This is a genomic window from Photobacterium gaetbulicola (assembly GCF_003025515.1).
Classification (GTDB): Bacteria; Pseudomonadota; Gammaproteobacteria; order Enterobacterales; family Vibrionaceae; genus Photobacterium; species Photobacterium gaetbulicola.
Window position 1 is genome coordinate 70,215 of record NZ_PYME01000002.1, and the last position, 26,485, is coordinate 96,699.

Annotated in this window: 24 protein-coding genes, 2 tRNA genes and 1 other RNA gene; 9 read left to right on the forward strand and 18 right to left on the reverse strand. The window is 52.7% G+C overall.

Annotated elements, in window-relative coordinates:
• Positions 1-21: 21 nt before the first annotated feature.
• Both C9J03_RS01860 and C9J03_RS26585 read right to left on the reverse strand, forming a co-directional pair.
• On the reverse strand, positions 22-1,434 hold the full coding sequence (locus C9J03_RS01860; RefSeq protein WP_044623885.1) for an anion permease: 1,413 nt from the start codon (positions 1,432-1,434) through the stop codon (positions 22-24).
• A 66-nt stretch (positions 1,435-1,500) separates the two neighbouring features.
• Positions 1,501-1,653 (reverse strand): hypothetical protein, encoded by a 153-nt coding sequence (locus C9J03_RS26585; RefSeq protein WP_156149946.1) that lies wholly within the window; start codon positions 1,651-1,653, stop codon positions 1,501-1,503.
• Positions 1,654-1,725: 72 nt separating this feature from the next.
• On the opposite strand from C9J03_RS26585, the gene C9J03_RS01865 reads away from it, so the two are divergent.
• Both C9J03_RS01865 and C9J03_RS01870 read left to right on the forward strand, forming a co-directional pair.
• The gene (locus C9J03_RS01865; RefSeq protein WP_044623886.1) at positions 1,726-3,300 is read left to right on the forward strand and encodes an ATP-binding protein; all 1,575 of its coding nucleotides are present in this window, start codon (positions 1,726-1,728) and stop codon (positions 3,298-3,300) included.
• Positions 3,297-3,995 (forward strand): response regulator, encoded by a 699-nt coding sequence (locus tag C9J03_RS01870; protein ID WP_044623887.1) that lies wholly within the window; start codon positions 3,297-3,299, stop codon positions 3,993-3,995. Before C9J03_RS01865 ends, C9J03_RS01870 begins: the two co-directional genes overlap by 4 nt.
• 165 nt (positions 3,996-4,160) lie before the next feature.
• Here C9J03_RS01870 and C9J03_RS01875 read toward each other — a convergent pair.
• The 3 genes from C9J03_RS01875 to C9J03_RS01885 all read right to left on the reverse strand — a co-directional run bounded on the left by C9J03_RS01875 (position 4,161) and on the right by C9J03_RS01885 (position 4,539).
• Positions 4,161-4,290: non-coding RNA, RtT sRNA (locus C9J03_RS01875), on the reverse strand.
• Between the two features lie 46 nt (positions 4,291-4,336).
• Positions 4,337-4,427: transfer RNA gene (locus C9J03_RS01880), tRNA-Ser, on the reverse strand.
• A gap of 24 nt (positions 4,428-4,451) precedes the next feature.
• Positions 4,452-4,539, reverse strand: a tRNA-Ser gene (locus tag C9J03_RS01885).
• A 262-nt stretch (positions 4,540-4,801) separates the two neighbouring features.
• Here C9J03_RS01885 and mscM point away from each other — a divergent pair.
• Complete coding sequence (mscM, locus tag C9J03_RS01890) at positions 4,802-8,098, forward strand: miniconductance mechanosensitive channel MscM (protein WP_052829819.1); 3,297 nt, start codon at positions 4,802-4,804, stop codon at positions 8,096-8,098.
• Between the two features lie 36 nt (positions 8,099-8,134).
• Here mscM and C9J03_RS01895 read toward each other — a convergent pair whose 3' ends face one another.
• From C9J03_RS01895 to C9J03_RS01910, 4 genes are all read right to left on the reverse strand, one after another.
• Entirely contained in the window at positions 8,135-8,557 is a 423-nt protein-coding gene (locus tag C9J03_RS01895) for a hypothetical protein (protein WP_052829820.1), read from the reverse strand.
• A 445-nt stretch (positions 8,558-9,002) separates the two neighbouring features.
• On the reverse strand, positions 9,003-9,452 hold the full coding sequence (locus tag C9J03_RS01900) for an L-alanine exporter AlaE (RefSeq protein WP_039467727.1): 450 nt from the start codon (positions 9,450-9,452) through the stop codon (positions 9,003-9,005).
• 668 nt (positions 9,453-10,120) lie between these two features.
• Positions 10,121-10,600, reverse strand: coding sequence for a (deoxy)nucleoside triphosphate pyrophosphohydrolase (locus tag C9J03_RS01905; protein WP_082060657.1), 480 nt, complete (start codon positions 10,598-10,600; stop codon positions 10,121-10,123).
• Positions 10,545-11,192: a YecA family protein gene (locus C9J03_RS01910; protein WP_044623888.1), complete on the reverse strand. Its 648-nt coding sequence runs from the start codon at positions 11,190-11,192 to the stop codon at positions 10,545-10,547. The genes C9J03_RS01905 and C9J03_RS01910 overlap by 56 nt, the downstream gene beginning before the upstream one ends.
• A gap of 195 nt (positions 11,193-11,387) precedes the next feature.
• On the opposite strand from C9J03_RS01910, the gene C9J03_RS01915 reads away from it, so the two are divergent.
• Both C9J03_RS01915 and dusC read left to right on the forward strand, forming a co-directional pair.
• Positions 11,388-12,074 (forward strand): NAD(P)H-binding protein, encoded by a 687-nt coding sequence (locus C9J03_RS01915; protein ID WP_044623889.1) that lies wholly within the window; start codon positions 11,388-11,390, stop codon positions 12,072-12,074.
• A gap of 84 nt (positions 12,075-12,158) precedes the next feature.
• Positions 12,159-13,109: a tRNA dihydrouridine(16) synthase DusC gene (gene dusC / locus C9J03_RS01920; protein WP_044623890.1), complete on the forward strand. Its 951-nt coding sequence runs from the start codon at positions 12,159-12,161 to the stop codon at positions 13,107-13,109.
• Positions 13,110-13,220: 111 nt separating this feature from the next.
• Here the strand turns inward: dusC and C9J03_RS01925 are convergent, their stop codons facing one another.
• Positions 13,221-13,775 (reverse strand): hypothetical protein, encoded by a 555-nt coding sequence (locus tag C9J03_RS01925; protein WP_146149052.1) that lies wholly within the window; start codon positions 13,773-13,775, stop codon positions 13,221-13,223.
• Between the two features lie 118 nt (positions 13,776-13,893).
• Positions 13,894-14,328 (reverse strand): YcgN family cysteine cluster protein, encoded by a 435-nt coding sequence (locus tag C9J03_RS01930; protein WP_082060658.1) that lies wholly within the window; start codon positions 14,326-14,328, stop codon positions 13,894-13,896.
• Positions 14,329-14,561: 233 nt separating this feature from the next.
• Between C9J03_RS01930 and C9J03_RS01935 the strand changes: the two genes are divergently transcribed.
• The gene (locus C9J03_RS01935) at positions 14,562-14,810 is read left to right on the forward strand and encodes a YkgJ family cysteine cluster protein (protein ID WP_044623892.1); all 249 of its coding nucleotides are present in this window, start codon (positions 14,562-14,564) and stop codon (positions 14,808-14,810) included.
• On the opposite strand, the gene C9J03_RS01940 is transcribed toward C9J03_RS01935, so the two are convergent.
• Together C9J03_RS01940 and C9J03_RS01945 are read right to left on the reverse strand one after the other, a co-directional pair.
• Entirely contained in the window at positions 14,807-15,052 is a 246-nt protein-coding gene (locus tag C9J03_RS01940) for a TIGR02647 family protein (protein ID WP_039467701.1), read from the reverse strand. The two genes, C9J03_RS01935 and C9J03_RS01940, sit on opposite strands and share 4 nt — an antisense overlap.
• Positions 15,053-15,217: 165 nt before the next feature.
• Positions 15,218-16,096: a Tim44 domain-containing protein gene (locus tag C9J03_RS01945; RefSeq protein WP_044623893.1), complete on the reverse strand. Its 879-nt coding sequence runs from the start codon at positions 16,094-16,096 to the stop codon at positions 15,218-15,220.
• A gap of 194 nt (positions 16,097-16,290) precedes the next feature.
• On the opposite strand from C9J03_RS01945, the gene C9J03_RS01950 reads away from it, so the two are divergent.
• The 3 genes from C9J03_RS01950 (at position 16,291) to C9J03_RS01960 (ending at position 19,574) form a co-directional block, all read left to right on the forward strand.
• Positions 16,291-16,689, forward strand: a complete 399-nt coding sequence (locus tag C9J03_RS01950; RefSeq protein WP_039467695.1) for an NINE protein — start codon at positions 16,291-16,293, stop codon at positions 16,687-16,689.
• Positions 16,690-16,962: 273 nt separating this feature from the next.
• A complete protein-coding gene (locus C9J03_RS01955; protein ID WP_044623894.1) occupies positions 16,963-17,559 on the forward strand; it encodes a TetR/AcrR family transcriptional regulator in 597 nt (198 codons plus the stop codon).
• Positions 17,560-17,705: 146 nt separating this feature from the next.
• Positions 17,706-19,574, forward strand: a complete 1,869-nt coding sequence (locus C9J03_RS01960; RefSeq protein ID WP_044623895.1) for an MFS transporter — start codon at positions 17,706-17,708, stop codon at positions 19,572-19,574.
• A 92-nt stretch (positions 19,575-19,666) separates the two neighbouring features.
• Here C9J03_RS01960 and menE read toward each other — a convergent pair whose 3' ends face one another.
• The 5 genes from menE to C9J03_RS01985 are packed head-to-tail and all read right to left on the reverse strand — an operon-like array spanning position 19,667 to position 25,958.
• Positions 19,667-21,082 carry an o-succinylbenzoate--CoA ligase gene (gene menE / locus C9J03_RS01965; RefSeq protein WP_044624578.1) on the reverse strand — a complete coding sequence of 472 codons (1,416 nt, stop codon included), beginning with the start codon at positions 21,080-21,082 and terminating at the stop codon, positions 19,667-19,669.
• Positions 21,083-21,102: 20 nt separating this feature from the next.
• Complete coding sequence (menC, locus tag C9J03_RS01970; protein ID WP_044623896.1) at positions 21,103-22,077, reverse strand: o-succinylbenzoate synthase; 975 nt, start codon at positions 22,075-22,077, stop codon at positions 21,103-21,105.
• A 38-nt stretch (positions 22,078-22,115) separates the two neighbouring features.
• Positions 22,116-22,940, reverse strand: a complete 825-nt coding sequence (gene menH, locus C9J03_RS01975) for a 2-succinyl-6-hydroxy-2,4-cyclohexadiene-1-carboxylate synthase (protein WP_044623897.1) — start codon at positions 22,938-22,940, stop codon at positions 22,116-22,118.
• The gene (menD, locus tag C9J03_RS01980; RefSeq protein ID WP_044623898.1) at positions 22,924-24,645 is read right to left on the reverse strand and encodes a 2-succinyl-5-enolpyruvyl-6-hydroxy-3-cyclohexene-1-carboxylic-acid synthase; all 1,722 of its coding nucleotides are present in this window, start codon (positions 24,643-24,645) and stop codon (positions 22,924-22,926) included. Before menD ends, menH begins: the two co-directional genes overlap by 17 nt.
• A complete protein-coding gene (locus C9J03_RS01985; RefSeq protein WP_044623899.1) occupies positions 24,642-25,958 on the reverse strand; it encodes an isochorismate synthase in 1,317 nt (438 codons plus the stop codon). Before C9J03_RS01985 ends, menD begins: the two co-directional genes overlap by 4 nt.
• Positions 25,959-26,485: the final 527 nt, after the last annotated feature.

Below are 26,485 nucleotides of genomic sequence, written 5' to 3' on the forward strand. Positions count from 1 at the left end.
TAAACTTTACTGACACTGGGCTTACCACAGACCGATCAGTTTCCACCACGCACCGCCAATCACCATAAAGACGGGGATAACGACCAAGGTGAAAAGAAAGCCTATTTTCCACCACTGTTTCAGTGACATATAACCAGCACCGAACAAAATCGGCGCCGGGCCTGACGAATAGTGTGTGGTTGACATATACAGGTTACTGAACATACCCAAGACAATAGCCGCCAGCATCGGCGGCGCACCCGCACCGATCGCGATAGCGAGAAAGGCAGAATACATCGCACTGATATGGGCCATTGCACTTGCCATCAGGTAATGGCTGTAGAAGTAAACCAACAGCAAAATAACCAAGGTAACAACCCAGCCCATGCCTGCCATGGAGGCCCCTACCTGCTCACCAAACCAATTGATAAACCCGAGTGAATTCAGCTGGCCGGCCATCATTACCAGCACCGCAAACCACACAATTGTATGCCAAGCCTCCTTCTCCTTGAGAATGTCATCCCACTGGATAGTCCCTGTGACAAGCAAAAAGACCAAACCCGCCAGTGCCGTTACCGTCGCATGCAGAGACAACACCGGACCAAACACCCACAAGGTCACCATGCCGACGAATGTTGCTGCTATCATCCACTCGGCCTTGCTCATTGCGCCCATCCGTTGGAGTTCATCACGGGCGAGCTGCCGCATCTCCGGCGTACGCTTTAACTCAGGCGGAAAAAATTGGTACATCAACAAAGGGATCAGTGCCAAGCACACCAAACCTGGCACTACCGCTGCCAGCGCCCAACCCGCCCAAGAGATCTCCACCCCTTGCTCGGCGGCAAAATTCGCCGCCAGTGGATTTCCGGCCATTGAGGTCAGGAACATGGCACAGGTAATCGCATTGCACTGAAAAATACACTGCACCAGAAACGCACCGATTTTATTTTCAGTCCCTTTCTCAGGCGAAGAGTCATACGCCTCTGCCACCGAGCGAAACAACGGTGAAATAATGCCCCCGCAGCGGGCTGTCGTACTCGGCGTGGCAGGAGCAAACAGCAAATCCGTCAGCACCAGGCCATAGGCGAGGCCCAACGAACTGTGTCCGAGCTTGCTAATGAATAAGTATCCGACCCGCCGGCCAAACCCGGTTTGGATAAAACCACGCGAGATAAAAAATGCTGCCGCAATCATCCAAATTGTCGGATGAGAAAAGCCAGACAACGCGGTGCGGATCGGCAACAGCCCGGTCAGCGTTGTAGCCGTAAGCCCAATCATCGCCATCGCGCCCAGAGGCAGCGGTGCGATGATCAGCCCAAGTACGGTCGCCACAAATATTGTCATCATTTGCCAGGCATCGATACTCAACCCATCGGGCACCGGCATAAACCAAATCGCAGTACTCAGCACCACCAGCATCACCAGCCGGAGGCGGGAAGATTGCAACCATTGCATCGTAAATTACTCCATAGAAAAAAATCTACGCCCGAATCTACCCCGCCCGACAACAAAAAAATTGTGTTAGGTCAGTTTCTTGGAAATCCAGCCTGAGGCGATAACAGAACTTCCGCGCCCTTCATCTTCTGCTGCAATGCTCATTGAGAAAAGAATAATTAAGGCTGTTAACATCATAAAAACAATAATAAAACCCATAAAAACCAGAGTGTGAGCCAAGTATTAGTTCCATCACATTTGCGCTGCGTGATCTTCCCCGTTCACGTAACCTGTCGCCCACAGGGAGGTAACGTGTCTTTCAACAAACAAATTATGATCTGCCTGCTGCTGGTATTGGCAGCGCAGGCGCTGGTCTGGTGGTGGCTCGTCACCCCGAAGGCCATGGTGGTACTCAGGCAGGAAGTAGCAGCACGTGCTATGGTCCAGTCGCGACAAATCGCCGAATTACGCCTGTTACAGCGCAGCGTGGAAGCGGGGGATACCGAGGCCGTGGGAGAACTGGTTGACGATCTCTACGCCCATAGTGATGCCGACTTTATTGTGATCGGCGATAAGCATGGCATACGCATGGCACACCCCATCGCCGACCGCATTGGCTTGCCGATTATGGGCGGCGATATCGATGCCGCGCTGACCTCGGGGGCGCACTATTTGTCAGAGGGGGTGGGCTCTCTGGGCCGCTCACTCCGCTACATCACCCCGATCAAAAACACCCACGGTGAGATCATCGGAATGATCAAGGTCGGTTACCTCATCGATACCCTCAGCCACTGGAAACGACTCTACTGGGCTCCGATCTGGATAGCGGTGATCACCACCATTGCCTTTTCAGCGATCCTCACCTGGCTCATTTCGCAATGGATCCGCCGCGGAATGCAAGGGATGGAACCGCAAGAGCTACTGCAGATGCTCGACTTGAAGCGAGGGATCCTCAATGCGACCCACGAAGGGATCATCGCTCTCGATCATCAAAATCACATCCTAGAGTGCAACCACAACGCACGGCGCTGGCTGGGCCTGAAAGACACTGCGCTTCTCGGACAGCCGGTAGGCCGCATTTTTTCCAGCGAAGGATTCTGCGATGCTCACCGAGGCAGTGTTGCCGACCAGATGGCCCAATTCAACGGCCATGCCGTTATCGCCAGCCGGGTATCACTCGCCGCCACCAACGGCGGCTGCGTGATCAGCTTCCGCCGCCGTGATGAAATGAGCCTGCTTACCGAGCAACTGAGCCAGATCCGCCAGCATACGGAAAGCCTAAGGATCATGCGCCATGAATACGCCAACAAACTCACCACCATCGGCGGCCTGCTTCAGCTGGGGAAAAGTGACACGGCCCTGAGGCTTATCAATACCCACTCAGCAGGCCAGCAGCAGTTGATTGACCGCATCACCCAGGTATGCCGACTAGATATGATGGCCGGTCTGCTGATCGGCAAGTGCCATCGTGCCATGGAGCTCCAGCTCAATTTTAGACTCAGCGACGACAGTTCCATTACCTGCCTTCCTCCGCAGCTTAGCGAGGAGACCCTGTGTGCCATCGTTGGCAACCTCATCGACAACAGCTTTGCCGCCTGTAGCATGGGCAATGGAGAGATAGAGCTTGCGATAATAGATGAGGGCCCAGAGTTGATGATCACCATTTGTGACAATGGCTGTGGCATCGAGCCGGCTTTGATCGATCGCATCTTCGAACTTGGTGTGACCAGCAAACAGGCTGACGGCCATGGGATCGGCTTGCATCTGGTCAAGACTCATGTCGAGGAGGCTCAAGGCTATATCGACCTCGACAGCGAGCCAGGGGCAACAACGTTTGCCCTCTATATTCCGTTTCCCCAGCCGACCGAACATAAGGATGTACCGTGATCAGCGTATTAATCGTCGAAGATGACGTCACCATTGCCGATTTACACAGCCACTTCATCGGCTCACTGGATCACTACCGGGTGGTGGGGGTTGCCAGTACCGTCAAGCAGGCCTGGGTGATGCAGGAGGCACTGAGTCCCGATCTGATCCTGCTAGACCACTTCCTGCCCGATGGCAAAGGGATCAACCTGCTCCGGCAATGGCGCACCCTCGCCCGCATGCCCAATGTCGTTTTTGTCTCTGCGGCCAACGACGGGAAAGTGATCCGCGATGCCTTGTCGCTGGGGGTGTTTGATTACCTGATCAAGCCGATTAACTACCAGCGCCTCCGTCACAGCCTGGAGCGCTTTCACGCTTATCAGCACTCTCTCACCGGCGAGCAGCCGATCCAACAAGACCAGCTGGATCAGCTCCTCACCGCAGGCAGTCAACCTCCAGCACGCCTCGCGAATCGTGTTCCGAGCAACGGAGTCGACCCGTATACCCTAGATCAAGTCATGGCCTGCTTCCGCTATGCTACCGAAGAGCACAGTGCATCAACCCTGGCAGAACAAACGGGGCTAAGCAAGACAACGGCGCGACGTTATCTCGACTATGCGGTACGTCAAGGGCGGTTAGAGGCTCACTTGCAGCATGGGAGCGTCGGCCGGCCGATCCGCACCTACCACCGGCCCTACCCATCTCCGTCATCCTAGGCAGGGTGCTGCTACTCTTGTCTTTGCCGAACGACAGATGCAAAAAAGGCTCGCATTTCTGCGAGCCCTTCGAATGTGGCGGAGCGCTCTGGGCATGAAAGGATTTGAATCCTCTATATCGCTAACGCGAAAAAGCCCAGCATTTCTGCTGGGCTTATCTGAATGTGGCGGAGAGATAGGGATTTACTTCGCCCTACGGGCCGTTGCTTTACTACGCCTTCGGCTAGCAACGTTGTCTCGCTTCGCTCGGCTGAACCCTGTCTAGGGTTCTTCACCCTATCACATTCTTTGCCAAGCTATAGATGTAAAAAAGCCAGCAATTAAGCTGGCTTTCTTGAATGTGGCGGAGAGATAGGGATTTGAACCCTAGATACGCTATTAACGTATGCCGGTTTTCAAGACCGGTGCTTTCAACCACTCAGCCATCTCTCCGAATTGTATCACCCTTAAGGATGATGGCGGTGAGGGAGGGATTCGAACCCTCGATACGTTGCCGTATACACACTTTCCAGGCGTGCTCCTTCAGCCACTCGGACACCTCACCACATTGTTGTTTGGACGCCTTGCGTCTCAACGGCGGCTAATGTAATCACTTAGCGTATCAGGGTCAAGTGCTTTTACCGAAATCTTTTGCCGACTGGCGAGGATTAGTGCAAATTGTACCAATGTCCAGCAAAGCACTCGTCAGATATCCATCAAGTCTGTTATACACTACAATTTAACACTAATTATCAATCTATTATCCCTCAGGCTTATTTACCCCACTATTCTCAGGCGAGCTTGAGTCTCTGTTTTATTGGAGTGTTATGATCTGCCGGCTATTTACTGCTTTCGCCCTGCTTGCGCTAAGCCTTTCCTCTAACCTTGTCCATGCGCTGGAGGGGCATTACGATGTCTGGAACCAAGCTCTGGATGAGCAAATCGAACAGCTTCGAGCGCTGGGCAATACGCCAGAAGCCGTCAAGGAGCTCGATACCCTGCAAAATGCTAAAGGCATGATTGAGAGTTCGGTCGGCTTCGATAAAAAAACCCAAAGCTACCGCCAGCTTATTGAGGATTTCCCGGCTCGGAGCGAGAAGCTTAAGCAGCAAATCAATAACTTTGCCACCTCCAAGCTTCCCGACTTCAGCAATATGTCGCAAGAAGAACTGGCAGATGCCATCAAGGAGCAAGACTCGACAATCAAGCAGCTTGAGCAAAGCCGCACCAATAGTAAAAACGAATTGGTGAGTATTGAGCAAGGGATCGATGAATTCTCGTACCGGTCAACCCAGTTACGCGACTTAATCAAGCAAGAGGAGCAGGCGCTGCGGCAGTTCGAAAACCAGCCCGAGGCCAGCAACCAGCAACTAGTGCACCAGATCTCGCATCAGTACTATGTCAGCGAACTGTATATGCTCGAAGCGGAGCAGCTCAGCGCCGGCAACCGCCGTACCCTGGTCAAACAGCGTATCCAGCTGCAAAACCTGCAAATTGATGCCCGCCTGGCCTACCGTAACAACCTACAGCGCGAGCTCACCCGCCAGCAGCGTATCGACACCGATCTGTCCTCAGAGCAAAACGACCAGTTTGATATCGATCTGGATGGGCAGCCCGAACACCTGCGCCAACTGACCATCAACAACAAACGTTACATTGCAGCCCTCAACACCATCAGCGCCCAAAGCGAACAGGTACAGCAGCGCCTCACGACGACCCGGGAGCAGATCCGCAAGGTCGAAAGCACGACCGATGATCTCGCCACCATGGCGGAATGGCTCAAGCTCAGCCCGGCGTTCAGTGAAAACTTGCGAACCCGCCTCAGCCGCTTGCCGGCCAATCCTCCTATCGAACAACTCGACAAGGATATCGCCCAAAACCAGATCAAAAAGTACGAATACCAGCAATTGGCGGACTCGCTCAAAGACCAGGCTTCCTCGCCCGATACTCGGGACCTGACCGAAGAGCAACTGCTGCAAGAAAATGCGCTGGTGGAGGCCAACCAACTGCTGCTTGAAAAGCTCATCGACCAGACCGACACCCTGATCTACCAACAAGCGACGCTCAAGGTATCCTACGAGCAGCTCAACAGTAACCTCAACGATCTGCAAACCTCGGCAAACAAACAGCTGTTTTGGGCCCCGGATACTAACCCCGCCAGTATCCGGTTAGTCGTTGCCACCTGGGAGAAACTCAAATGGTTCTTCTCTCCCTATCAGTGGGTTGGCTTTGTCAAGTTCCCGGCAGTCGCCGAGAAGATCAAGCTGGCGTTTGCCCTGAGCATCATTGCCGTGATCATTGTTGGCTTGAGCTGGTGCCGCAAGTACTGGAAGCGCTACCTGACCGAGACCAGCAAAAAAATCGGCAAGGTTACCCAGGACAAGTTCCGCTTCAGCTATAGCAATGTCTTCTTCTCGTTTTTGATGGCGTGGCCGATCCCGATCATTGTTGGCCTTGTCGGACTGATTTTCTCCAGTGGCTGGCAATATCCCTTCGTCCACCACCTCGGCCAGGCGCTGACGGTACCGATGGCGCTGGTCATGTTCTGCTTCATGCGCGAACTGGTGCGCCCCAACGGCTTGCTCGCCAGCCATTTCGGCTGGGAGCACGATCTTATCAGCCGTTGCTTTAGCCATTACAAACACCTACTTTGGGTTTACCTGCCAATGATGGTCATCCAGCAGTTCGCCCACCTCTACAGCGACATTGATGTCAATGCAACGTTGGGACGCCTGGCGTTTGTGATCAGCAATATCTCGATCAGCTACTTCATGTGGCGGATGTGCAAGGAAAAGCTGCCAATGACCTACGGTGACCTCCCCGAGGGCAAAGCCCATATCGGGCACCACCTGTTCTGGTGGACCCTGATCCTGATCCCGCAGGGACTCAACTACACCGCGCTCAGTGGCTACCTCTCCTCATCGCAAGATGTGATGCACAAACTGGAATATTCCGCCGTCCTTGGCGTGATCACCATCTTGATCTATTACCTGATCAAGCGACTGATGCTCATTCAGAAGCGCCGACTGGCCTTTGAGCGAGCCAAAGCCAAACGACAGGAGATCATCGCTCAGCGTATCGCCGAGCTTGAAGAAGAAAAAGAAGAGCACTTCGGCAGTAACGAAATGCAAATTGAGATCGAAGAGCCGGAAGTGGACTTGGATAGAATAAGCGCCCAATCACTTCGCTTGCTGCGCTCGTTGCTGCTGCTGATTTACCTTGCCTGCCTCTCGACAGTATGGTCCGATTTCTATCAGGCAATTTCCTACCTTGGCGATCTTACGCTGTGGGATGTCACCAGCCAAATCGATGGTATCGACGAGCTTAGCGCTATCTCGGTCAGCAGCGTGTTGCTCGGCATCCTTGCTTTCTGGCTGACCGCGATTGTTGCCCGTGATTTACCCGGCGCCATGGAACTGCTGATCCTCCAACACCTGGACCTGTCACCGGGTACCGGCTACGCCATAACCTCGCTGACCCGTTATGTCGCGATAATCATGGGGATCTTAATCGGGTCGGGTTTGGTCGGCTTTGACTGGTCGAAAATGCAATGGCTGGTAGCCGCACTGGGTGTCGGCCTGGGCTTTGGCCTGCAGGAAATCTTTGCCAATTTTATTTCTGGCTTGATAATCTTATTCGAAAGGCCAATCCGTATCGGGGATACAGTGACCATTCGCAACCTGACTGGGGTCATTGCGAAAATTAATACCCGTGCCACCACCATCGTCGACTTTGATCGCAAAGAAGTGATCGTACCGAACAAGGCCTTTGTCACCGAGCAGTTCATCAACTGGTCGCTATCCGATCCGATCACCCGGGTAACCCTATCTATCAGTGTCAATTACTCGGCTAATACGGATTTGGTCACCAAATTGCTGTTTGAAGCCGCCGAAGAATGCGAACTGGTACTCGACAACCCTGCCCCTGAAGTCTTCTTCCTGACACTGACCGCTGATAGCCAAAATTTCGAAGTCAGGGCCTATGCGGCAGAAACCGCCCACCGCCTGAGCCTTACGCACGATCTGCACCATCGCATCAAGCACAAGTTCAACCACCACGGAATCCAGATTGCCAACCCGCAGCTTGAAATCCAGATGAAGCGACGTCGTGCCACGGCCCCCTGAGCGCCAATACAATAAAAGCCCCTTTGGGGCTTTTTTTTAATGCTTATTTCGAGCTGCAGCGCGTTCATTTTGCATTTGAATATAACTACCCAAATGCATTGAGGCAGGCTTGCCTCTTAGGATGTAAGGTAACTCTGAAGGTTGCATCGTCGCTTTGCTGGTAGGGCGCATTCTGACATAAAGCACGCGAAACATGTTTTTAGCGACACCTTGGCAACAGCGGTCAACCCAAGAGAAGAAGCGACCGAAAAGACCAATTTTCACCCACAGGACAAACTGACTAACACCTAGCATCGCTGCTAGCGACCAATGTACCTCAATCATTTTACTTCCCCCGCTATTTATAGTTTTTGCTGCAGAACTGACTGAGGTAACTATGCCAATAAAATCATGAACAATATGCCTGTGGCTGTAACTGAATTTAACCTGAATCGGCCCCACGGCGCTGTTACAGGTCATTTATGAAATCAAAGATCCCAACCATGAAAACAAAACAAACCAGCAACATAATACAATACTACATATTTAACCAGCTGATTTAATGGACAAATAACCAAGCCAACCAAAACGCCGAGGAACAATAATTTAACAACCCGAACAACCGGTGATCATTTCATTGATATAAATCAATTTCAGCACCTTTCACAACCATCACAATCAGAGATATGTTTTTACAAACAGAAACAGCTTGTTCAAGGCTTATCCAGGCATTTTCATGCAACATAAGAGCGAATAAACGCCAATGCACACACAAATTTTGATCTTTAGAGCTTGACTCGATGCCAGAAAAAACCGCCGTCGCTCAAAATCAATCAGCAACTGGGTAAAAATAGAAAAACCCCAAAGGCAAAACCTTCGGGGTTATAGAATGAGATATTGAATTGGCTGTTAGGCCGCAGCGTCTTTACGCTTGCTGATAGTAACCTGGAACCCGGAACATACGGCGGCACATTTCAAGAAACTGGCCATACACCACACCCAGTGCTCCCGAAACAAAAGCATTGCTCGTCACTGCTGTGATGATCTGGTCAATATCAGCGCCGACGAACAGCAAGATACCCGCGTAAGCCGGTGACTGGAACATCACATAAGCTAACATATCTGAGAGCCCTTTCATCCAGCCACTCGCGGACAGCTTCATTCCCTGGCGGATCACCATGTCGCGAAACATACCATAAGGCCAGGCGATGGCTATATTGACCGGAATAGACAAGGTTCTTGATGCGAGAGACTGCTCGAATGTCATCCCCGATATGAATACTTCTATCACCATGCCTGTAATAAAACTAAAAATTACCATCGCGAAAGTATCGGCGGCAGCACTTCTTACGTTAAATGGCCCTTTAACAGACATAACCAAACCTCAAAACACAGTGAATAAGACCAAGGATTAAAAACAACATAGCCAGATAAACTGGATTAATGTCAACAAACCAGTTTATGCGCGTATTAAAACAGAGAATCAGCAGAATTACCCACCAAAGATCTGGATTGTTTGTAAGTTTACAACTAGTTTCAACTCAGTCTTTGGCATGATCGGCTACACTGGCAGCAGTAACGTGCCACAACGATATAAAAGTAACTTCCTGGCTACGAAAAATGGCAGTTTAATACGTAAAAAGCCCGCCCATTTATTAAGTTTGATTGTGTTTTTGAGTCGTAGCTTTACGATACCGCTTGAACACCATTGAGCAGCAATATCAACCAAGCTCTTAAAGCCAAGTCATCAGCAGGGAATAAACAAAATTAAGTTATTGTTTATATTAAAATAAACAGCAACACAAAAAGAATACCTATGAGGCATCATCCTTATGCGGCTACAGCCCGAATTTAAGTGGATTAAAAAGGACTTAAATTTCACATAAGATACAAAATTATCCCACCCCTACTATATATCTACCTTATAAATGCAATAATAAGCACTTACCACCGTTCCCCCAGCTCCTGTAATAGAACACTTTAGGCAAATAAAAACCCCAGCGTATGGCTGGGGTTAAGTGCTTTCGCTAGGTCGCAAGGCGGTTACTGACAGGAATGTCGCACCAGCGCATCGACGATGGGATAGTCAGCAGGACACAAGGAATAGCGATTGATTTCATCTTGCTCAACCCATTTTGCATCTTGGTGGCTATGCAAAACGAGTTCTCCCGAAACCCAGTGAGCCAGATACCCTTTTAGGTGGATAACCTTGTCACCATAATCAAATACACTGTCGGCTAGAAACGATCCGGTAGTGGTTTCAATTGCCAGCTCTTCGTAGAGTTCACGCTCCAGCGCTTGGGCCTCGGACTCACCCGCTTCTACCTTGCCGCCGGGAAATTCCCAAAGCCCACCCTGGCTGGCGTGATCGAAACGTTGGGTCAACAGGAACCTTCCCTGCTTTTCAATTACCCCTGCGACCACTAGGATCACCGGCTTCTGTTTATTGGATGTTGGTGCCAGCACACTACTTACCACAGCACTGCTTGAACTTCTTGCCACTGCCACAAGGGCAAAGGTCATTGCGGCCGGTTTCCTTATAAGGATTAACGGCCTGAGCTGCATTGCCCTGCTGCAAATCATCGGCCGCCATCACGACTTCTGTCAGCATCAACGGCAACTGGGCATACAGTTCTGCAGGCGCTGGCATACCGGTAACCCCTGCCTCCTGCATTTGCGCCAAGGTATTTTCCTCGTCCAGCATCAGCATCAAGGTAGTAATTAGTGCTGATAACATGCGCACGGTACCGTCTGTCAGTGGCTGCTCGGCCCAATTCGGCTCGATATGTGGCCATACCGCCAGGAAGCCTTCGGCAAATTGCTGCATGGCTTCCGTCAGCTCACCAGCATGCTCGAAACTCACCGCTTCAGGCAAACTGTACTCGCCGGCCTTGATATGTCGGTACTGCAGTTCAAAGTGGTTCAACACCGACATTTTGTCATCTTGTTCTAGCGCTACCGGCTCATCTTCATCTATTCCACCGGTGATCAATACCGGTAGCCAGATCTCTGGTGCCAGAGGTTTCGGGTTCGCATTGGCGGCCAGCAATGCACCTTCAATAAAGGTGGCCGGCATGCCATCCCATGCCTCCGGTAACGTCATTAGTTGTGTCATGGTCGGTTCTCGTTATCTGTTTCGTCGACTGATTATATACCCAAGTCATTCCGTCTGAACATGCATCTTCGGGTTACTTGGATATCCTCTTTTTTGCGCCAGAGCAGGAAAACGGTCGCTAAAAGACAAACCTGTTGAACTTTGCTGCAAATGGTGGCAAAAAAGATGGAGTTATCATCAGGATGGTGGAAATGAATGACAGGTAGCAGTGCAATTATCGCCGGCGGTAGTGGGCTGGTCGGCGATGAGCTTTTACATCTTCTTCTCAACCAGCCGGAGTTTGAGGCGGTCTATGCCCTCTCCCGGCGTGAGCTGCCCCTGCACAGCAGCAAACTGCACCAAATCATCCATCCCGAGCTACGCATCACCGAATGGGAAGACACCTCTCCGACGCCAACCGTGGGGTTTATCTGCCTTGGTACTACTATAAAGCAGGCCGGCAGTAAAAAAGCCCTGGAAGCGGTAGACTACCAACGGGTCAAAGAGGTGGCCAACACCATGAAGATGCTGGGGGTCAGACATCTCGTTGTCATCTCCAGTTTATTTGCCAGCCCTTGGTCCCCCTCTCACTACCTGCGCTGTAAAGGAAGAATGGAGCAGGCTCTGGTAAAAATGGGGTTTGAGCACTGCATCTTTGTCCGACCCGGCCCGCTCAAGGGAGATCGCAGCCAGCCGAGAAAAGACGAATTGCTGGTTCAGAGCCTCTTCGATATCTTTCACCCGCTCGTTATCGGCCCGATCGTCAATCTGGACCCGATCCCGGCAGAGCAGGTGGCCAAGAAGATGCTGATGCTGGCCCAAGAGGCCCAGCGCCACGAATTGCCGAAAGTATTTACCCTCTCGGGCCGGATGCTATTAGACAAGCCCGCTATTACCCACTAAAATCTCGCACCCAACCGGCATGGTGCTGAACGACCGGTTCAGCCCTCGCCTATACTTTTGCACATTGGCACAAAGAGAAATCACATGCGAGTAATTCTAGGCCCGATGGAAGGTGTCCTCGACCACCTGATGCGGGAAATGCTGACAGATATCAATGACTATGATCTCTGCGTCACGGAGTTTGTCCGTGTGGTTGACCAACTGTTGCCAAACAGTGTGTTCTATCGTTTGTGTCCAGAACTGCACCAAGGTGGTAAAACCGCCTCGGGCACGCCGGTTCGCGTCCAATTACTGGGCCAGGATCCTGACTGGTTGGCAGAAAACGCCCACCGCGCAATTACCCTTGGCTCTCCCGGCATTGATATCAACTTCGGCTGCCCTGCGAAGTCGGTCAACAAAAGCCGCGGCGGCGCGGTTCTGCTACAAGATCCGGGCTTGATGTATGACATCGTCAAAGCGGTGCGCGGAGCAACCGATCCACGCCTGCCGGTAACCGCCAAGGTACGCCTTGGCTGGGATGAGCCTAGCCACTGCTACGAAATAGCCGATGCCGTTGCCCAGGCCGGGGCAGACGAAATCGTGGTTCACGCCCGCACCAAGATCGATGGCTACAAGGCCGACACCATCAAGTGGGACTATATTCGTAAACTAAAAGCGAAAATCAACACGCCAATTATCGCCAACGGCGAGATCTGGAACCACAAAGATGGCCAACGTTGTATGGACGTCACCTGCAGTAACGCCCTGATGGTATGCCGTGGCGCCATCAACCTGCCCAATCTGGGCAATGTGGTTAAACATAACGAGGCGCACATGCGCTGGGAAGACGTGCTGCAGCTGCTGCTGAAATACTCAACCTACGAGATCAAAGGGGACAAAGGCCTTTATTACCCAAACCGCATCAAGCAGTGGTTTGCCTACCTGCGCCACGAGTACCCGCAGGCCAAAGAACTGTTTGCCGATATCCGCCAACACAACAAAGCCGCGCCCATCGTCGATATTCTCGAACGCAGCCATGCAAGCCTAGCGGCATAAGCCCGATCCCGACTCAGCCCCAAAAAAAAGCCAGCACCATCTTCATGTGCTGGCTTTTTCTATGCTGACCTGGAGCAACCGGCGAAGCCCAAGCGTTGATGCTCATGGCCATTACGCCCTGCGCTCGCGCCGGACTTGATCCAGAGCCTCCTGCACGGTATCCAGCTCGTCATCGGTTAACTCGCTAAACGCCGCCAAGTAAGCTAGCCGGGTCACTTCCGTTTTACGGCGATGCTCTTCGTGCTCATGCACCTTGTACGCCCGGTTGGCCTGGAAATGCTGGAAGAAACGCTCGAGATCTTCCACCGCCAGGCTAGAGTCCGGCTTGAGATACTCGGTCATTATTTTAACGAAGTTGTCGGGCAAGTGGATGTTGAACTTAGGGTCCATCAAATAGATGAACGACAACTCCATCGCCTGCCTTTCTTCTTCCCGGCAACGCCAAAACTGTGCGGTGCAACCGTGAGTAATTTGCACATCACCCACCTTGTGCAGAGACTGCAGGGCCTTGCCTACATCTGATGCACTGCCCACCAGCAGACACTCGAATCCCCGCGAGATAGCATACACCCCACATTCCCGCGGCAGTGTCTCGCGGTTGACCATTGAGCACTGGTGGCTTGGCATTGGAATTCTTGGCTTATACGCCCGCCTTAGAGCACTCATTGAACCTACCCAATAGAATCATTTTGAGTCAGTATCCATATGCAGGCTTTTTTTTCAAGAAACTTGATGTAAAAAGTAATGTTACCAATGAGTTAAAGGCACCTGAAGATGTGAGGAACTAGCGATTTGGGTGGTTGAGAATGTGATCTTCCCAATCGATCACATCGATTTCATACACCACGCTATCACGTACCGACTCACCGACGGCATGCATGGCGTCTTTCGAACCGGTTAGCAGCGGGTGCCACTCCGGCAGCGCTTTGCCCTCGGCCAACAGGCGGTAGGCACAGGTTTCCGGTAGCCAAACAAACTCGTCGATACGCTCGCGGGTCAGCTTGAGGCATTCTTCGCCCGATTCGAACCGGTTCGGGTAGTCTTTACAAGAGCAGGTCTTGTTGTCCAGTAGGCTACAGGCCACATTGGTGTAGTAGATTTCGTCGGTATCATCATCAATCAGCTTGTGCAGGCAGCATTTGCCGCAACCGTCACACAGTGCTTCCCACTCCTGATCGGTCATTTGCTTCAAATCTTTCTGTTGCCAATAGTGCGTCATCACATTGCCTTCTGTTGCTCTCTACCTTGTGCTATGCCAAGGCCTATCATGGAGGCGGTTTTATAGCTCCCAGCCCCGCAAAGTGCAAGCAATTCCGGCCTATCGCCACCAATAACGTCATGGAATAAGAATCACTCTTATCCGCTGCCACAAAAGCCACATTTTTTTGATCCCTGGCACCGAGAGTGGTAACGTTCGCAGCCGTTTTGATAAGTGTAGATAAGTGGTAAGTGATGGAATGTCGACTAGGCTGTGGGGCGTGCTGTATTGCGCCAAGTATTTCTTCACCGATCCCCGGTATGCCGAAGGGCAAACCGGCCGGCGTTCGCTGCATCCAGCTTGATGACAATAACCTGTGCAAGATTTTCGGCAAGCCCGAACGCCCTGCCGTTTGCCATCAGTTCAAAGCCTGCCCATCGCTGTGTGGGAGTAGCAACCAGCAGGCGTTAGTCAATATTAGCGAACTGGAAAGTATGACCTAAACTGCCATCTTGCCCGTCAGGATACGTAGCACCGACTTGGCGTGCTCAACGGCCTGGTGGCCCGAATAAGTCAGGTAGCCGCCGTCTTCCTGGGTCACCAACCCTTTTGCATACAGGCGCTGCGCAGCTGCGACCATCTCCGGCCCGGCATCACTGTGTACTTTAATCCCCTCCAAATCGCTGTGCATTGGGAATTTCACTAGCAGGTTCATCTCGTGAACCAAATCGGCATTGTACGGCATGCTTTTCTCTCTTACTGATTTAACCTAACAGTAATACTAGCGGCTTGGCGCCAGAAAAGTAGGTGGCAAGATCAATTCACAGCCATCACGAGAGCGAGCAAGATCATATTTTTGTTATAAAAAAACCGCCTCGATAGGCGGTTTTCAAACTATCGCACAATGCTGTTAGGCTTGAATGCCAACAATCAGCCAAGGTGCGTTCGGTGTACGCAAGTCACGCTCAAGGTGCCAGATATCCGCGATATCCTCTTCCACACCTTCGTGGCGGTCTTTGTAACGGCCAGAGAACTTAATGCTCAGCTGGGCAATATTGGCATCGTAGTCGGCACGTACCAGCTCGGCATCGACATACATCACTTCGGTATGCTGCTCACCGTCAAGTTTAGCGCGCTCAGCCATCAAGTCATCGAGCAACGCCGGGCTAACATACTCTTTGATTTTAGCCAGATCGTTATAGTTCCATGCCCCTTGGATGGTTCGGTAGTGCTCGCGGGCACCATTGAGGAACGCATTCATATTAAAGCCCGGAGGCAGATTGAATGGCACATCGCTGTCGGTCGATACGTACTCGTCCTGCCCCATGCCGCCCTGATTCGCCTGCTGGCGGAACTGGTGATGCTGCTGAGGCTGGCGTGGTGAGTTGCCGGCATACGCCTCGCGGTGGCCCATCGGGGTCGATTTAGCACCACGCATTGTTTTGAACAACTTGAAGATAACAAAGGCTATCAAGCCCAAGATCAAAATATCCATGAACTGGATACCTTCAAACGCACCGCCAAAGAAGGCTGCCAGCAGTCCACCGGCCAAAAGCCCGCCCATTAGACCGCCCATGAGTCCTTTCTTGCCAGATGTTGCTGCCTGATTAGCGCCTGGCTGTTGTTGCTGTCTCAGGGTGTCCGTTTGTTGTGGTTGCTGTTTTTTCACTGGCGCTGTTTTAAAACTCTTGCCAAATGATTTACCGCCACCAAATCTCTTCGCCTCAGCCTCTGGCGCCACGAAAGCGACCGTTAGGATCAGGGCAAATACTGTGAAGATGCGTTTCATCCGAATGAAATACCTTTGCCTCATATTGAAGGTTGCATCCTAAACCGCAGCAACTGAATGTCAACCAAACCACACAAGCAAATTGTTACTAATATTAACTATCAATGAATAGTTTCATATCGTGCTCGATTGAACTAGTCTATAACTCCAATAACTTCAAAGTATTAATAATGATTTTGTAGGCAGAATGACTTATGCAAGATACTCACAGCAAACTTATCGGCTATCTGTTGTGGATTTTTGGCTTTACCGGCGCTCACCGCTTTTACTACGGTAAACCTGTCTCCGGCACCATCTGGTTCTTCACCCTCGGGCTATTGGGTATCGGCTGGTTAATCGACCTGTTCCTGATCCCTTCCATGGACCGAGAAGCAGATCTTCGTTTCCACGGTGGCGAAATCGATTATACCGTAGCCTGGCTGCTACTGACCTTCCTTGGCGTGTTTGGCCTGCACCGCATGTACATGGGAAAATGGCTCACTGGTATCTTGTATCTCTGTACCTTCGGTTTCTTCCTTATCGGGATCTTGGTCGATTTCTGGACCCTCAACGAGCAGGTCTCGATTCAGAACCAACAGCGCCGCCGGGCTTAGCCTCGCTGAAAAAACAATCAACACTGATGCCAGCCTTCAAAAAAGTGCTGGCATTTGCCTTGACTAGGCTCACATCTCGCCAAGTAACTATCAGAAATGGTGATAGAGAAAGTTATTAGGCTTGACCTATTCTGGCGGTTAACACTAGAATATCGAACAATGTTCTAATTATTTTATGCCTTTCTGCAAAAAACTTATTTCGCATCATTCCCACTCGGGCTGGGCATATTACAATTAAGCAAAATAAGATTTATTCGATTAAGAGTAACTTCGATGGCAAGACGAAACGACCATACTCGCGAAGAGTTGGTAAGTATGACACTGGAGCAAGTCAAAAACTTTCTCGCAGAACACCCTCACCACGAACTGAGCCTACGCAAGGTTGCGGCCATGATCGGCTATGTACCCAGCACTTTGGTTAATGTTTTCGGCAACTACAACCTGCTGCTGCTGCATGCCGTTGCCCAAACCCTGGACGAACTGTTTGCCCAGGCCGATGCAGAAATGAAACAAGCCGCCTCGGCGGAAGATGCCCTTAAACGCCTTGCCTACTGCTATCTGGAGTTTGCCTCGAAAAACCCGTATCGCTGGCAGCTGATCTTCCAGCACACCATGAACGGTGAAGAGCTGCCTGAGTGGCAGTCAGAGCGTATCAACAACATGACCGGTATGCTGGAAACCCTGATCCAGCAAATTAATCCTAAGCTTAACAGCGACGAAACTCTTGAAGCGAGCCGAGTGATCTGGTCTGGCGTTCACGGGATCACTCTGCTATCTGTTGACGACAAGCTATTCACTTCCGTTCCTGTTGATGGCAAAGCATTGATTGATAACCTGTTAAATACCTACCTTAACACTTGGAAAGGTTAATCAATTAATCATTTTTAACCCGTATCTGGCCTGTGTTTTGGCCAGATACCTATACACTCATAGCAACAAGTAATAGCGTCTTTTTTATCCGCATTACCAGCGGTGACTACTTTCGATGATCTATTCGAACTCAGGCTAACGTATTCATGTCAGATCAGTCTCGACTCCTAACCCAGCGGCGCTTCCTGCCCTACTTCCTTACACAGGCCTTCGGGGCATTCAACGACAACATCTACAAGAATGTGTTGTTAATCCTCATTGCCTTTGCCGCTCCGGGCACGTTACCGGTAGACAGTGATCTGATCATCAACCTGGCCGCGGGCTTATTCATTTTGCCTTTCTTCCTGTTCTCCGCAACTGCTGGGGTGATCACCGATAAGTACGACAAGGCCACCATCATGCGGATGGTCAAAATGGCCGAGATAATCATCATGAGCTTGGCGGCCATGGCTTTTATCAGCGAAAACTACCTGATGCTGCTGATCCTGCTGTTCCTGATGGGAACCCAATCGGCTTTTTTCGGCCCGGCCAAATATGCCCTGCTCCCCCAGCATCTCAAAAAAGAAGAACTGGTTTCCGGTAATGCGCTGGTCGAAACCGGCACTTTCCTGGCAATTCTGATCGGAACCCTACTGGCCGGTGTGATTGCCAACCAAGAGCAAGCCACCTATATCGCAGCCATCAGTGTGGTCAGCTTCGCGATCATTGGCTATTTGTGTTCGCAGGGGATCCCGTCGGCCAAGCCAAGCAACCCGGAACTGAAATTCAAATGGCAACCGGTAAAGCAAACCCGAAAAACACTGGCCATCGCCCGTAAAGACAGAACCGTTTTCCAATGTATCCTGGGGATCAGCTGGTTCTGGTTCCTCGGCGCCTGCTACCTGACCCAATTCCCGAACTTCGCCAAATTGCACTTGGGTGGCAATGCCGCCTCGGTCTCTTTCCTGCTGACCCTCTTTTCAATTGGCATCGCTATCGGTTCGCTACTGTGTGACCGGCTATCGGGCCACCGCATCGAACCGGGCATCGTCCCGCTGGGCAGCATGGGGATCACCCTCTTCGGGGCGGGCCTGATGTTCAGTACGCCGACGGCCATCACCGAAACCCAGTCGATTGTCGAATTCGTGGCTAACCCACAACTGCTAAGCGTGTTTGTCTGCCTGACCATGCTCGGCGTGTCAGGCGGGGTGTTCATCGTCCCTCTCTATGCGATGATGCAGCACCGCGCCAAGGAAAAAGAACGCGCCCAGGTCATTGCGGCCAACAATATCTGGAATGCCATTTTCATGGTGATCAGTGCGGTTACCGGCATTATGGTACTGGCAGTACTGGAATTCTCCATACCGCAGTTCTTCCTGATCCTATCAGTACTGAACTTGGTCGTTGTGATATACATTTACACCCAAGCCCCGGATTTCTTCTGGCGCTTCATGGTCTGGCTGGTCAGCCACACCATGTACCGGGTCACTCATAAAAACCTCGCCAATATTCCAGAAAAAGGCGGCGTTTTGATTGTCTGCAACCATGTCAGCTACATGGATGCCCTGCTACTGGCCGGTGCATGCCCGCGTCCAATCCGCTTTTTGATGGACCGGGATATATACAACCTTCCGATGATCCGTTCCTTCTGCCGGGCCTGCAAGGTCATTCCAATCGATGCCACTGACAGAAAGTCGGTGATGAAAGCCTTTGTCGGGGTCAACAAGCGCCTTGGTCGGGGCGAGGTTGTCTGCGTCTTTCCAGAAGGCCAATTGACGTATGATGGCGAGCTAGGACCTTTTATGCGGGGGATCGACTTAATTATTAAGCGCTCACCTGTCCCGGTCGTGCCTGTCGCTATCCAAGGATTATGGGGCAGCTTCTTCAGCCGCGAAGGCGGGCGAGCGCTGCTGAAAATACCCAAGCGCTTCTGGTCTAAAGTGACCATAGTCGCCGGGGAGCCGGTTTCGCCCGAGGAGACCAACAGTACCTTGCTAAGGGAGGAAGTGCTGTCGCTGCGAGGGGAAAATCGCTAGAGTGAGTGGCTAGTGAATCATCACGAAATGAAAGGCCCGGGTTGTGCTACCCGGGCCTTGTTGTTTTTTCGGCGGCATGAACCAGCACTGAATTACTGCTCAGCCAGCCACTGGGCCAGTTGCCGGCGGGATATTTTGATCCCTCCAGCGCTGAGGTGCGAAGGCAAAGAAAAATACTTCACCGGGCGACGGAAGCCCATCACCTGCTGTTTCATGTAATCGCCCAACTCTCCCTCGAGCCGCGCATCGAGCTCGGAGGTTGTTGCCACAACCGCAACCGGGCGCTGGCCGTACTCGGTATCCTCGACCGGCAGTACAAAAACCTGATGTACCTCTGGGTGTGCCAACAGCACCTTTTCAATCTCTTCCGGCTGGATATTCTCGCCACCGGCAATAAACATATTGTCCTTGCGGCCACGGATAAACAACTCTTCATCATGCCAATCCGCCAGATCTTTGGTGGCAAACCATTCTTCATCGCAAAGCGGAAAAACAGTCCGGTTACGGTAATACCCCATCGCCAAAGTTCTGCCTTTGACCAGTACTTCGCCGTCTTTTAGCATCAACTTCCGGCCTGGCAGTATCGCCCCGACACCGGCACTGCTATCGGCCAGCTTGGCTGTCACCGTCGAGGCCATTTCAGTCATGCCATAGCCGCACCAGCATTCGATCCCTGCCTGTCTGGCCTGCTCGGTAAGACTAACTGGGATCACCGCGCCGCCAAGCAATACCCGCTTTAAGGTCAATGGCGACGTTTGGCTGCTGGCCAACAGGCGCTGGAGCTGAGTCGGGACCAGGGAAGCATGGGTGACCGTCTGCAGATCCTGCTCCAACCCTTGCGAGGACTCAATGACCAATTGCGCACCGCGATATAACCAACGCCAAACAATCGCCATCCCGGAAATGTGAAATAGCGGCAACGAGAGTAACCAATTATCTTCTGGCTCAAAGATCATCCACTGCAGCAGGCCCGCCGCACTCGCCAGGTGACTCTGCGCATTGTGTACCACGGCTTTGGGCTGACCGGTCGAACCCGAGGTCATGGTCAGGGTTGCAGCACGGGAAGGCTGCCAGGTCACAGGCACCAGGCGCGGCGCTTGTGGCGGCAGTAACTGCAACCGGGTTGGCAACGCTTGCCCGGAGCCGACATCCATCCCGGATTTAGCCGGATACCAAATGAAGTCACACTCCAGCTGCGCAAGCTGGGCGGAAAGCTCCTTCTGGCTCAAGCGCGGATTCAGCCCGACATAGCGGCCCCCGGCGCGCAACGTCGCCAACAGCAGCCAGATCAACGATACCGAGTTGGGTGCAACAGCAGCCACCAGCTGATCACGCTTGAGGCCCTGCTCAACCAACCCCTGGGCATACTCTTCGACCCGGTCGGCCAGTTCGGCCCAGCTAAATTGCTGTCCGCCAAATGACAGAGCGACCGCTGACGGCCGCTCTTTTGCCCAATGTTGCCAGGGCCAGGTGGAAAATGTCACCTCAGTGACACCTTCCGCCGGCATATCCGACCGGGGGCCAGCCGTTACTTGGACCATGCCACATCCAGCTCAGCCAAGGTTTTCAGCGGCAGCTCACATTGAGGCCACGGCGTTTCCAGCTGGCTAAGGAATAGTTGCATGGTGTCGAGGCCCGGGATCACCCCCGGCGTCTGCCACTCGGCAAAGCGAGCCAGCTGGTTCAAACCAAGGCTGGTTTCCATGCTGGAGCTGATCACTGCCGTTAGGCCCTGCTCATGCGCCTGCTTTACCAACTCCATACAGCGCTGGACACTCCCCACCAGGGTCGGCTTGATGACAATCGCTACCACGCCCGGCTCGGCTTTGACCTCAAAGCCCTCGTCGCGCACGGTTTCATCCCAAGCAATGTTGATCCCCGTCTCCTGGGCAAAGGCCAGGCTATCGGCTGGGGTTTGGCAAGGCTCTTCTAAGAATGCGATGCCTCCGCGGTTTTCCGGCTTCACATACTTGGCAAACTGCTGGGCTTTCAGTGGCGTCCACTGGCGGTTGGCATCGAGGCGCAGGCGGATCCCCGCAATGGAATCGATGAACATATTGGCCACCATACCATCACGGACCGCTTCGTACATGCCCACTTTGATTTTGGCGACCTTCTCACCCGGCATGTTATTCAAGGCAATAACCAGATCATCAGGATCACCGGCACACAACGGGGCAACCGTGTAGTTGCCGGCCTGCGGCAAGCCGCCCTGCAGTTCCAGCTCTGCCATACTCAGGCCAAAAGCTACAGATGGTAATGCATTGTCTAGCGCCAGCGCCTCGCCAGCGACCCACTGCGTCAGCAATGCTTTGGCTTGTTCACCGGCTTGTTCTGCGGTCTCTTGGCTGAACTCGGGCAGTGGCGCAATTTCCCCATACCCTGTGCGATCGCCATCCTGAAGCTCGACAATCCAACCCTCGCGGTTGACAAGACGCTGGGTACGGAGGATCACACCGGAGTCCATAGGAAGCTGATATTGGTAAAGTTTCGCGCTACGCATCATATAATTCCATTTGCCTTATTCTGGTAAGAATGTGCTTAAAATATTGTTCTTAAAATAAAATCGTCTACGGCCCTGGCAAAAGAGTATGGCTGCTCAACATGAACATTATGGCCGGCTTCTTCGATCACCTGATAAGACAGATCAGAGCCCGCAGCCAGAAGCGTAAACTTTTCGTCTTTCTCTCCGCAAAGATAATGCACAGGTATAGCAAGCCTGTTTAACTGAGATTGCAGAAGAGGTTGTTTGGCTAGCGATGTAGCCAGTAGCATATGTGCTACGGCAGAACCAAGGTTATCACTGCGCTTGGCAATCAAACCTTGTCTCTGGTCATGATTCAGTGATGAAAACACCGGCTGCTGGTACCAGTCTGCCAGCACGTCGGCAATCGGCTGGGAGGCAAACCGCTGCGCCCAGCGCCGATCATTATCCAGCCGCGCCGGTCGGTCGCTTTGCGGCAGGCCAAAATGGCCCCCTTCCAGAACCAAGCCTGCCAACTGCGGCTTCGAGTCGGCATTCCGATGACAAGCATGGTACATCGCCACCCTCGCCCCTAACGAATAGCCCACCAAAATATAACGGCTCACCCCGCGAGCTTCCAAGGTCTGCGTCAGCCATTGGCTGGTCAGCTCGAAGCCGCGCTGGTCGAACTCTGCAGCCGGGATTGAACGGCTGTGGCCATGGCCGGGCAAGTCGACCGTGAGGCAGGGATAGCGCCCGCTGAGCTGGGTCACTATCTGGAGCCAGTCCCGGCCCGAGCCGAGCAAACCGTGCAGAAACACCAGTGTCGGCGTCAGAGGCTCGGCGGGGTTAGATACTCCCCCAACAACAGGCGCACCATAGGTTTCAGAGTAAAGTCGCATGCTTGATCTCGCCAAATAACTCGCGCAGCAGCTTGCCACTCTCTCCGGCCGGGGTCTTGATTTCGACCACGGTGGCCCCCTCAGTAGCCAAGCCCTGTTCAATCGCGAGTTTGGCTTCAGCAAGTGTGCCAGGGCTGGCATACGCTAGCCCAAACATCCCCGCGGCATGCTCAAAGCTCAGTCCGTGGGGCATACGGTACAAACTGTCCTTCTGCGCATCCGGTACCGGCAGCAAGTCAAAGATAGCCCCGCCATCATTGTTGGTGACCACCACCACCACCGGCTGATTGACTGCCTTCAACAAGGCCAGCGAGTTGAGATCGTACAGCAGAGAGGTATCGCCCAATACACACAGCATTGGCTGCTGATTGGCACGCTGCACCCCGGCAGCAGTGGCAATCAAACCATCAATGCCTGAAGCGCCGCGGTTGGCAAACGTCGCGGCTGGCGGCATGCGGCCACACATATCCAGCAGGCGGACAATCAGGCTATTGCCCAAAAACAATGTCGTGTCCCGCTCGACCCAATCCATCATATGGGCAGCCAGACTGACTTCGTTAAGGACGGTGTATTTATCTCGGGCGGAGGCCAAACACTGGCTGGAGGCGGCTTTAAGGCAATCCGCCCAGCCACGATAGGTGGCATCGGAGGATCCGGTATGCTCAATAAGCTGCTCGGCAAAGCGAGGTACATTGGCCTGAATGCGCACGGTCGCGGCAAAGCTCGGGTCAAGCGCAACCGCCAGTGGGTCCACCAGCCAGTAATGCGACCATTGTTTGGCACCGATCAGTTGCCCCAAGCGTTTGGAAACCAGACGGCCACCAAACTGAATAATAGCGTCCGCCTGCAGTAACTGCTGGCGACATTCATCGTTTTGCAACCAGACATCAAAACCAGCCCAGTCACTGCTCCCACCAGCCTGCGGATCGGCCAACAACGGCCAGCCCAAGGCTTTAGCCAATGTATTGATAGCGGCAAACTCATTCGGTGCAACCCGGCCGGCAATCACGATCCCTTTGGTGCCCTGCAGCTGTTGCCAGTGCTCAAGATCGACCGCGGCACCATTGCGCTCAGCATCAATGTACTGGGTAAAACGGGCCTGGCCAGACTGCCAGTGTTCGACCGGCTGCAGGTAGGCAGAGAAATCCCCCTCTTCGCCGTATAACGGCTCGGGATAGTGGCAGTTGAAATGTACAGCCCCACCGCGCTGTGCCTGCTGGTACATTGCCTTATCAACGGTTGATAGCAGCCAGGCAGGGCTGATCTCTTGGGTCGGCGAAGGGATATCTTCAAACGCGGTCACATGGGAGGAAAAAATACCCTGCTGGCGGATAGCCTGATTCGCCCCGCAGTCAATCAGCTCCACCGGGCGGTCGGAGGTCAGCAAGACCAGCTTTTCACCAGTCAGCCCACTTTCGGCGACTGAAGGCAACAAGTTGGCCACCGCGGTACCGGAAGTGACGACGACCGCCACCGGCTCGGCCGTTGCCTTGGCAAGGCCAAGGGCCAGAAAGCCAAGTCCGCGTTCGTCAAAATGGGTATGGATCGCCAGCTGGCCATTTTTTGCCGCCGCCAGGGTCAGCGGCGTCGAGCGGGAGCCGGGAGCAATACAGATATGCTTCACGCCGTGGCGCACCAGCTCTTCGAGCATCAGCCCTGCCCACAACTGGTTCAAGGCCGCTCTTGTCGAAACCCCATTACTCATGCCGTCTGGCGCTCCCATTCAGGTTCATCGCTGGCCAGCAAACTGCACAGGGTCGATGTTTTACGATCCAGCTCTTTCCACTCACTGTCGGCTGTCGAACCGGGCACTATGCCGGCCCCGGCAAACAGGTGCAGCTCATCGCCCATGATCAAGGCACTGCGGATTGCGACACAGAATTCGCTGCGGCGTGCCCCGAGAAAACCGACGGCGCCACTGTACCAGCCACGGGCAAAAGGTTCATTCTCGCTGATGAAGTCCAACGCCTTGTCCCTCGGCAGCCCGGCAATGGCCGCAGTGGGCTGCAGGCTATCGAGTAGCTCAGAGTTTTCAACCCCGTCATTAAGCTGAGCATCTATTCCTCGCTTGAGATGCTGCACCTTGCGCAGGCGGATCAGCTCGGGAGTCTGGGCCACGTTCATACTGATGCAGCGCGGCACCAAGCGATCGACGATATCATCTACTACCAAGCGGTTCTCGTAACGGTTCTTGTTGTCATCGAGCAGCCATTCTGCCAGGCGGTCATCTTCGGCCATGTCGGCACCACGGCCAATGGTTCCCGCCAGTGCCTCGGTTTGCAGATCTTGCTCTTGGCGCAAGAACAGACGCTCCGGGGTGGAACCGACAAAGCAATGCTTGGCATCAAGCGCCATCATAAAATGGAAACTGTGGTGGTTGCTCCCCCGACTTGCCTTGAGCAGTTGGGCCGGGGAAACCGGTGTGTCGAGAGTCAGGGTGGTCTTGCGCGCCAGCACCACCTTTTCGAACATTTTCTGGGAAATCGCCTCTAGGGCGTTGCCTATCATCTGTGACCAGCCCGAGAAGTCAGGGCTGTAGGTGCGCCCCAGGATTTTGCTCGTGATCTGCGGGACAACCGCGGTATCCAGCGTCAGCTGGGCCAATGCATCGATGACTTTGTCTCGGCTTTGCTCAGACAGGTTCACCGCCATCTGCCAGCTGCCGTCGACACGGAATATCTCCAATACCGGCAGGAAGAAGAAAGAAGGCATGCAGCGCCTGTTGCGCTGGGTACGGCCGTCAAATGAACGTCCCCCCCAGATACGCTGCTCATCGGCCAAGATTTTCTCGGCAGCTTTGGGATCAGTGAACGTTTTTATTTGCCCAAGCGCCACCACTTCCTCACGGCAATCACGCGACTGCCAGTAGAATTTGGGAAACAGGGGTTGGGATTCCATCCAATCAATCAGATCGGTATTGGCCGGAAGATCCAGCTTTACCGTCAATCGTTGAGTTATTGGCGTGGATTGTCGAATTTTTTCAAGTAGTAACTCAACGGCTTTTTGTAACGCGGTCAAGGTAACCTCACTCAGCTCTCAAGCACCAAATTGGCTCATCCTTGGCTGATGGTAAATGGCTAATCAATTAGCATCTTTCGCCCTATATGTGGCCCCCCAGCAAGTCATGCAGCTGTAAGCAATAGACCACATACCGAATCAAGGCATTCTACCCTAGAACTCGCATTCTGACTAATAAAGTAATGACTCAATATAAGTCTTCATATCTCATCACAAACGACAATTGCCGCACTTTCCCCTACAACGGATGACGAATGAGGCCCCGCGAGATAATATTTTGCCGCCAGTTTCGACAAATCCGGTTTATTTACCGTCATATTTTGCTGAAATCTCCAGCAAATCCCTTCATTGTAATATTTTATTCTACCGAGGGAGGAAAATAGCCCCTGTTTTGCCCTGTAGCCAGTGAATCCCACCGCATATCATAGAATTTAATTATACAAACCACTATTTTACGCTACTTATTCCTGCAGGGTGTTTATTTTTTAAGGATTTATAGTGTAATTTGTTGTCATTAACGGCTTGAA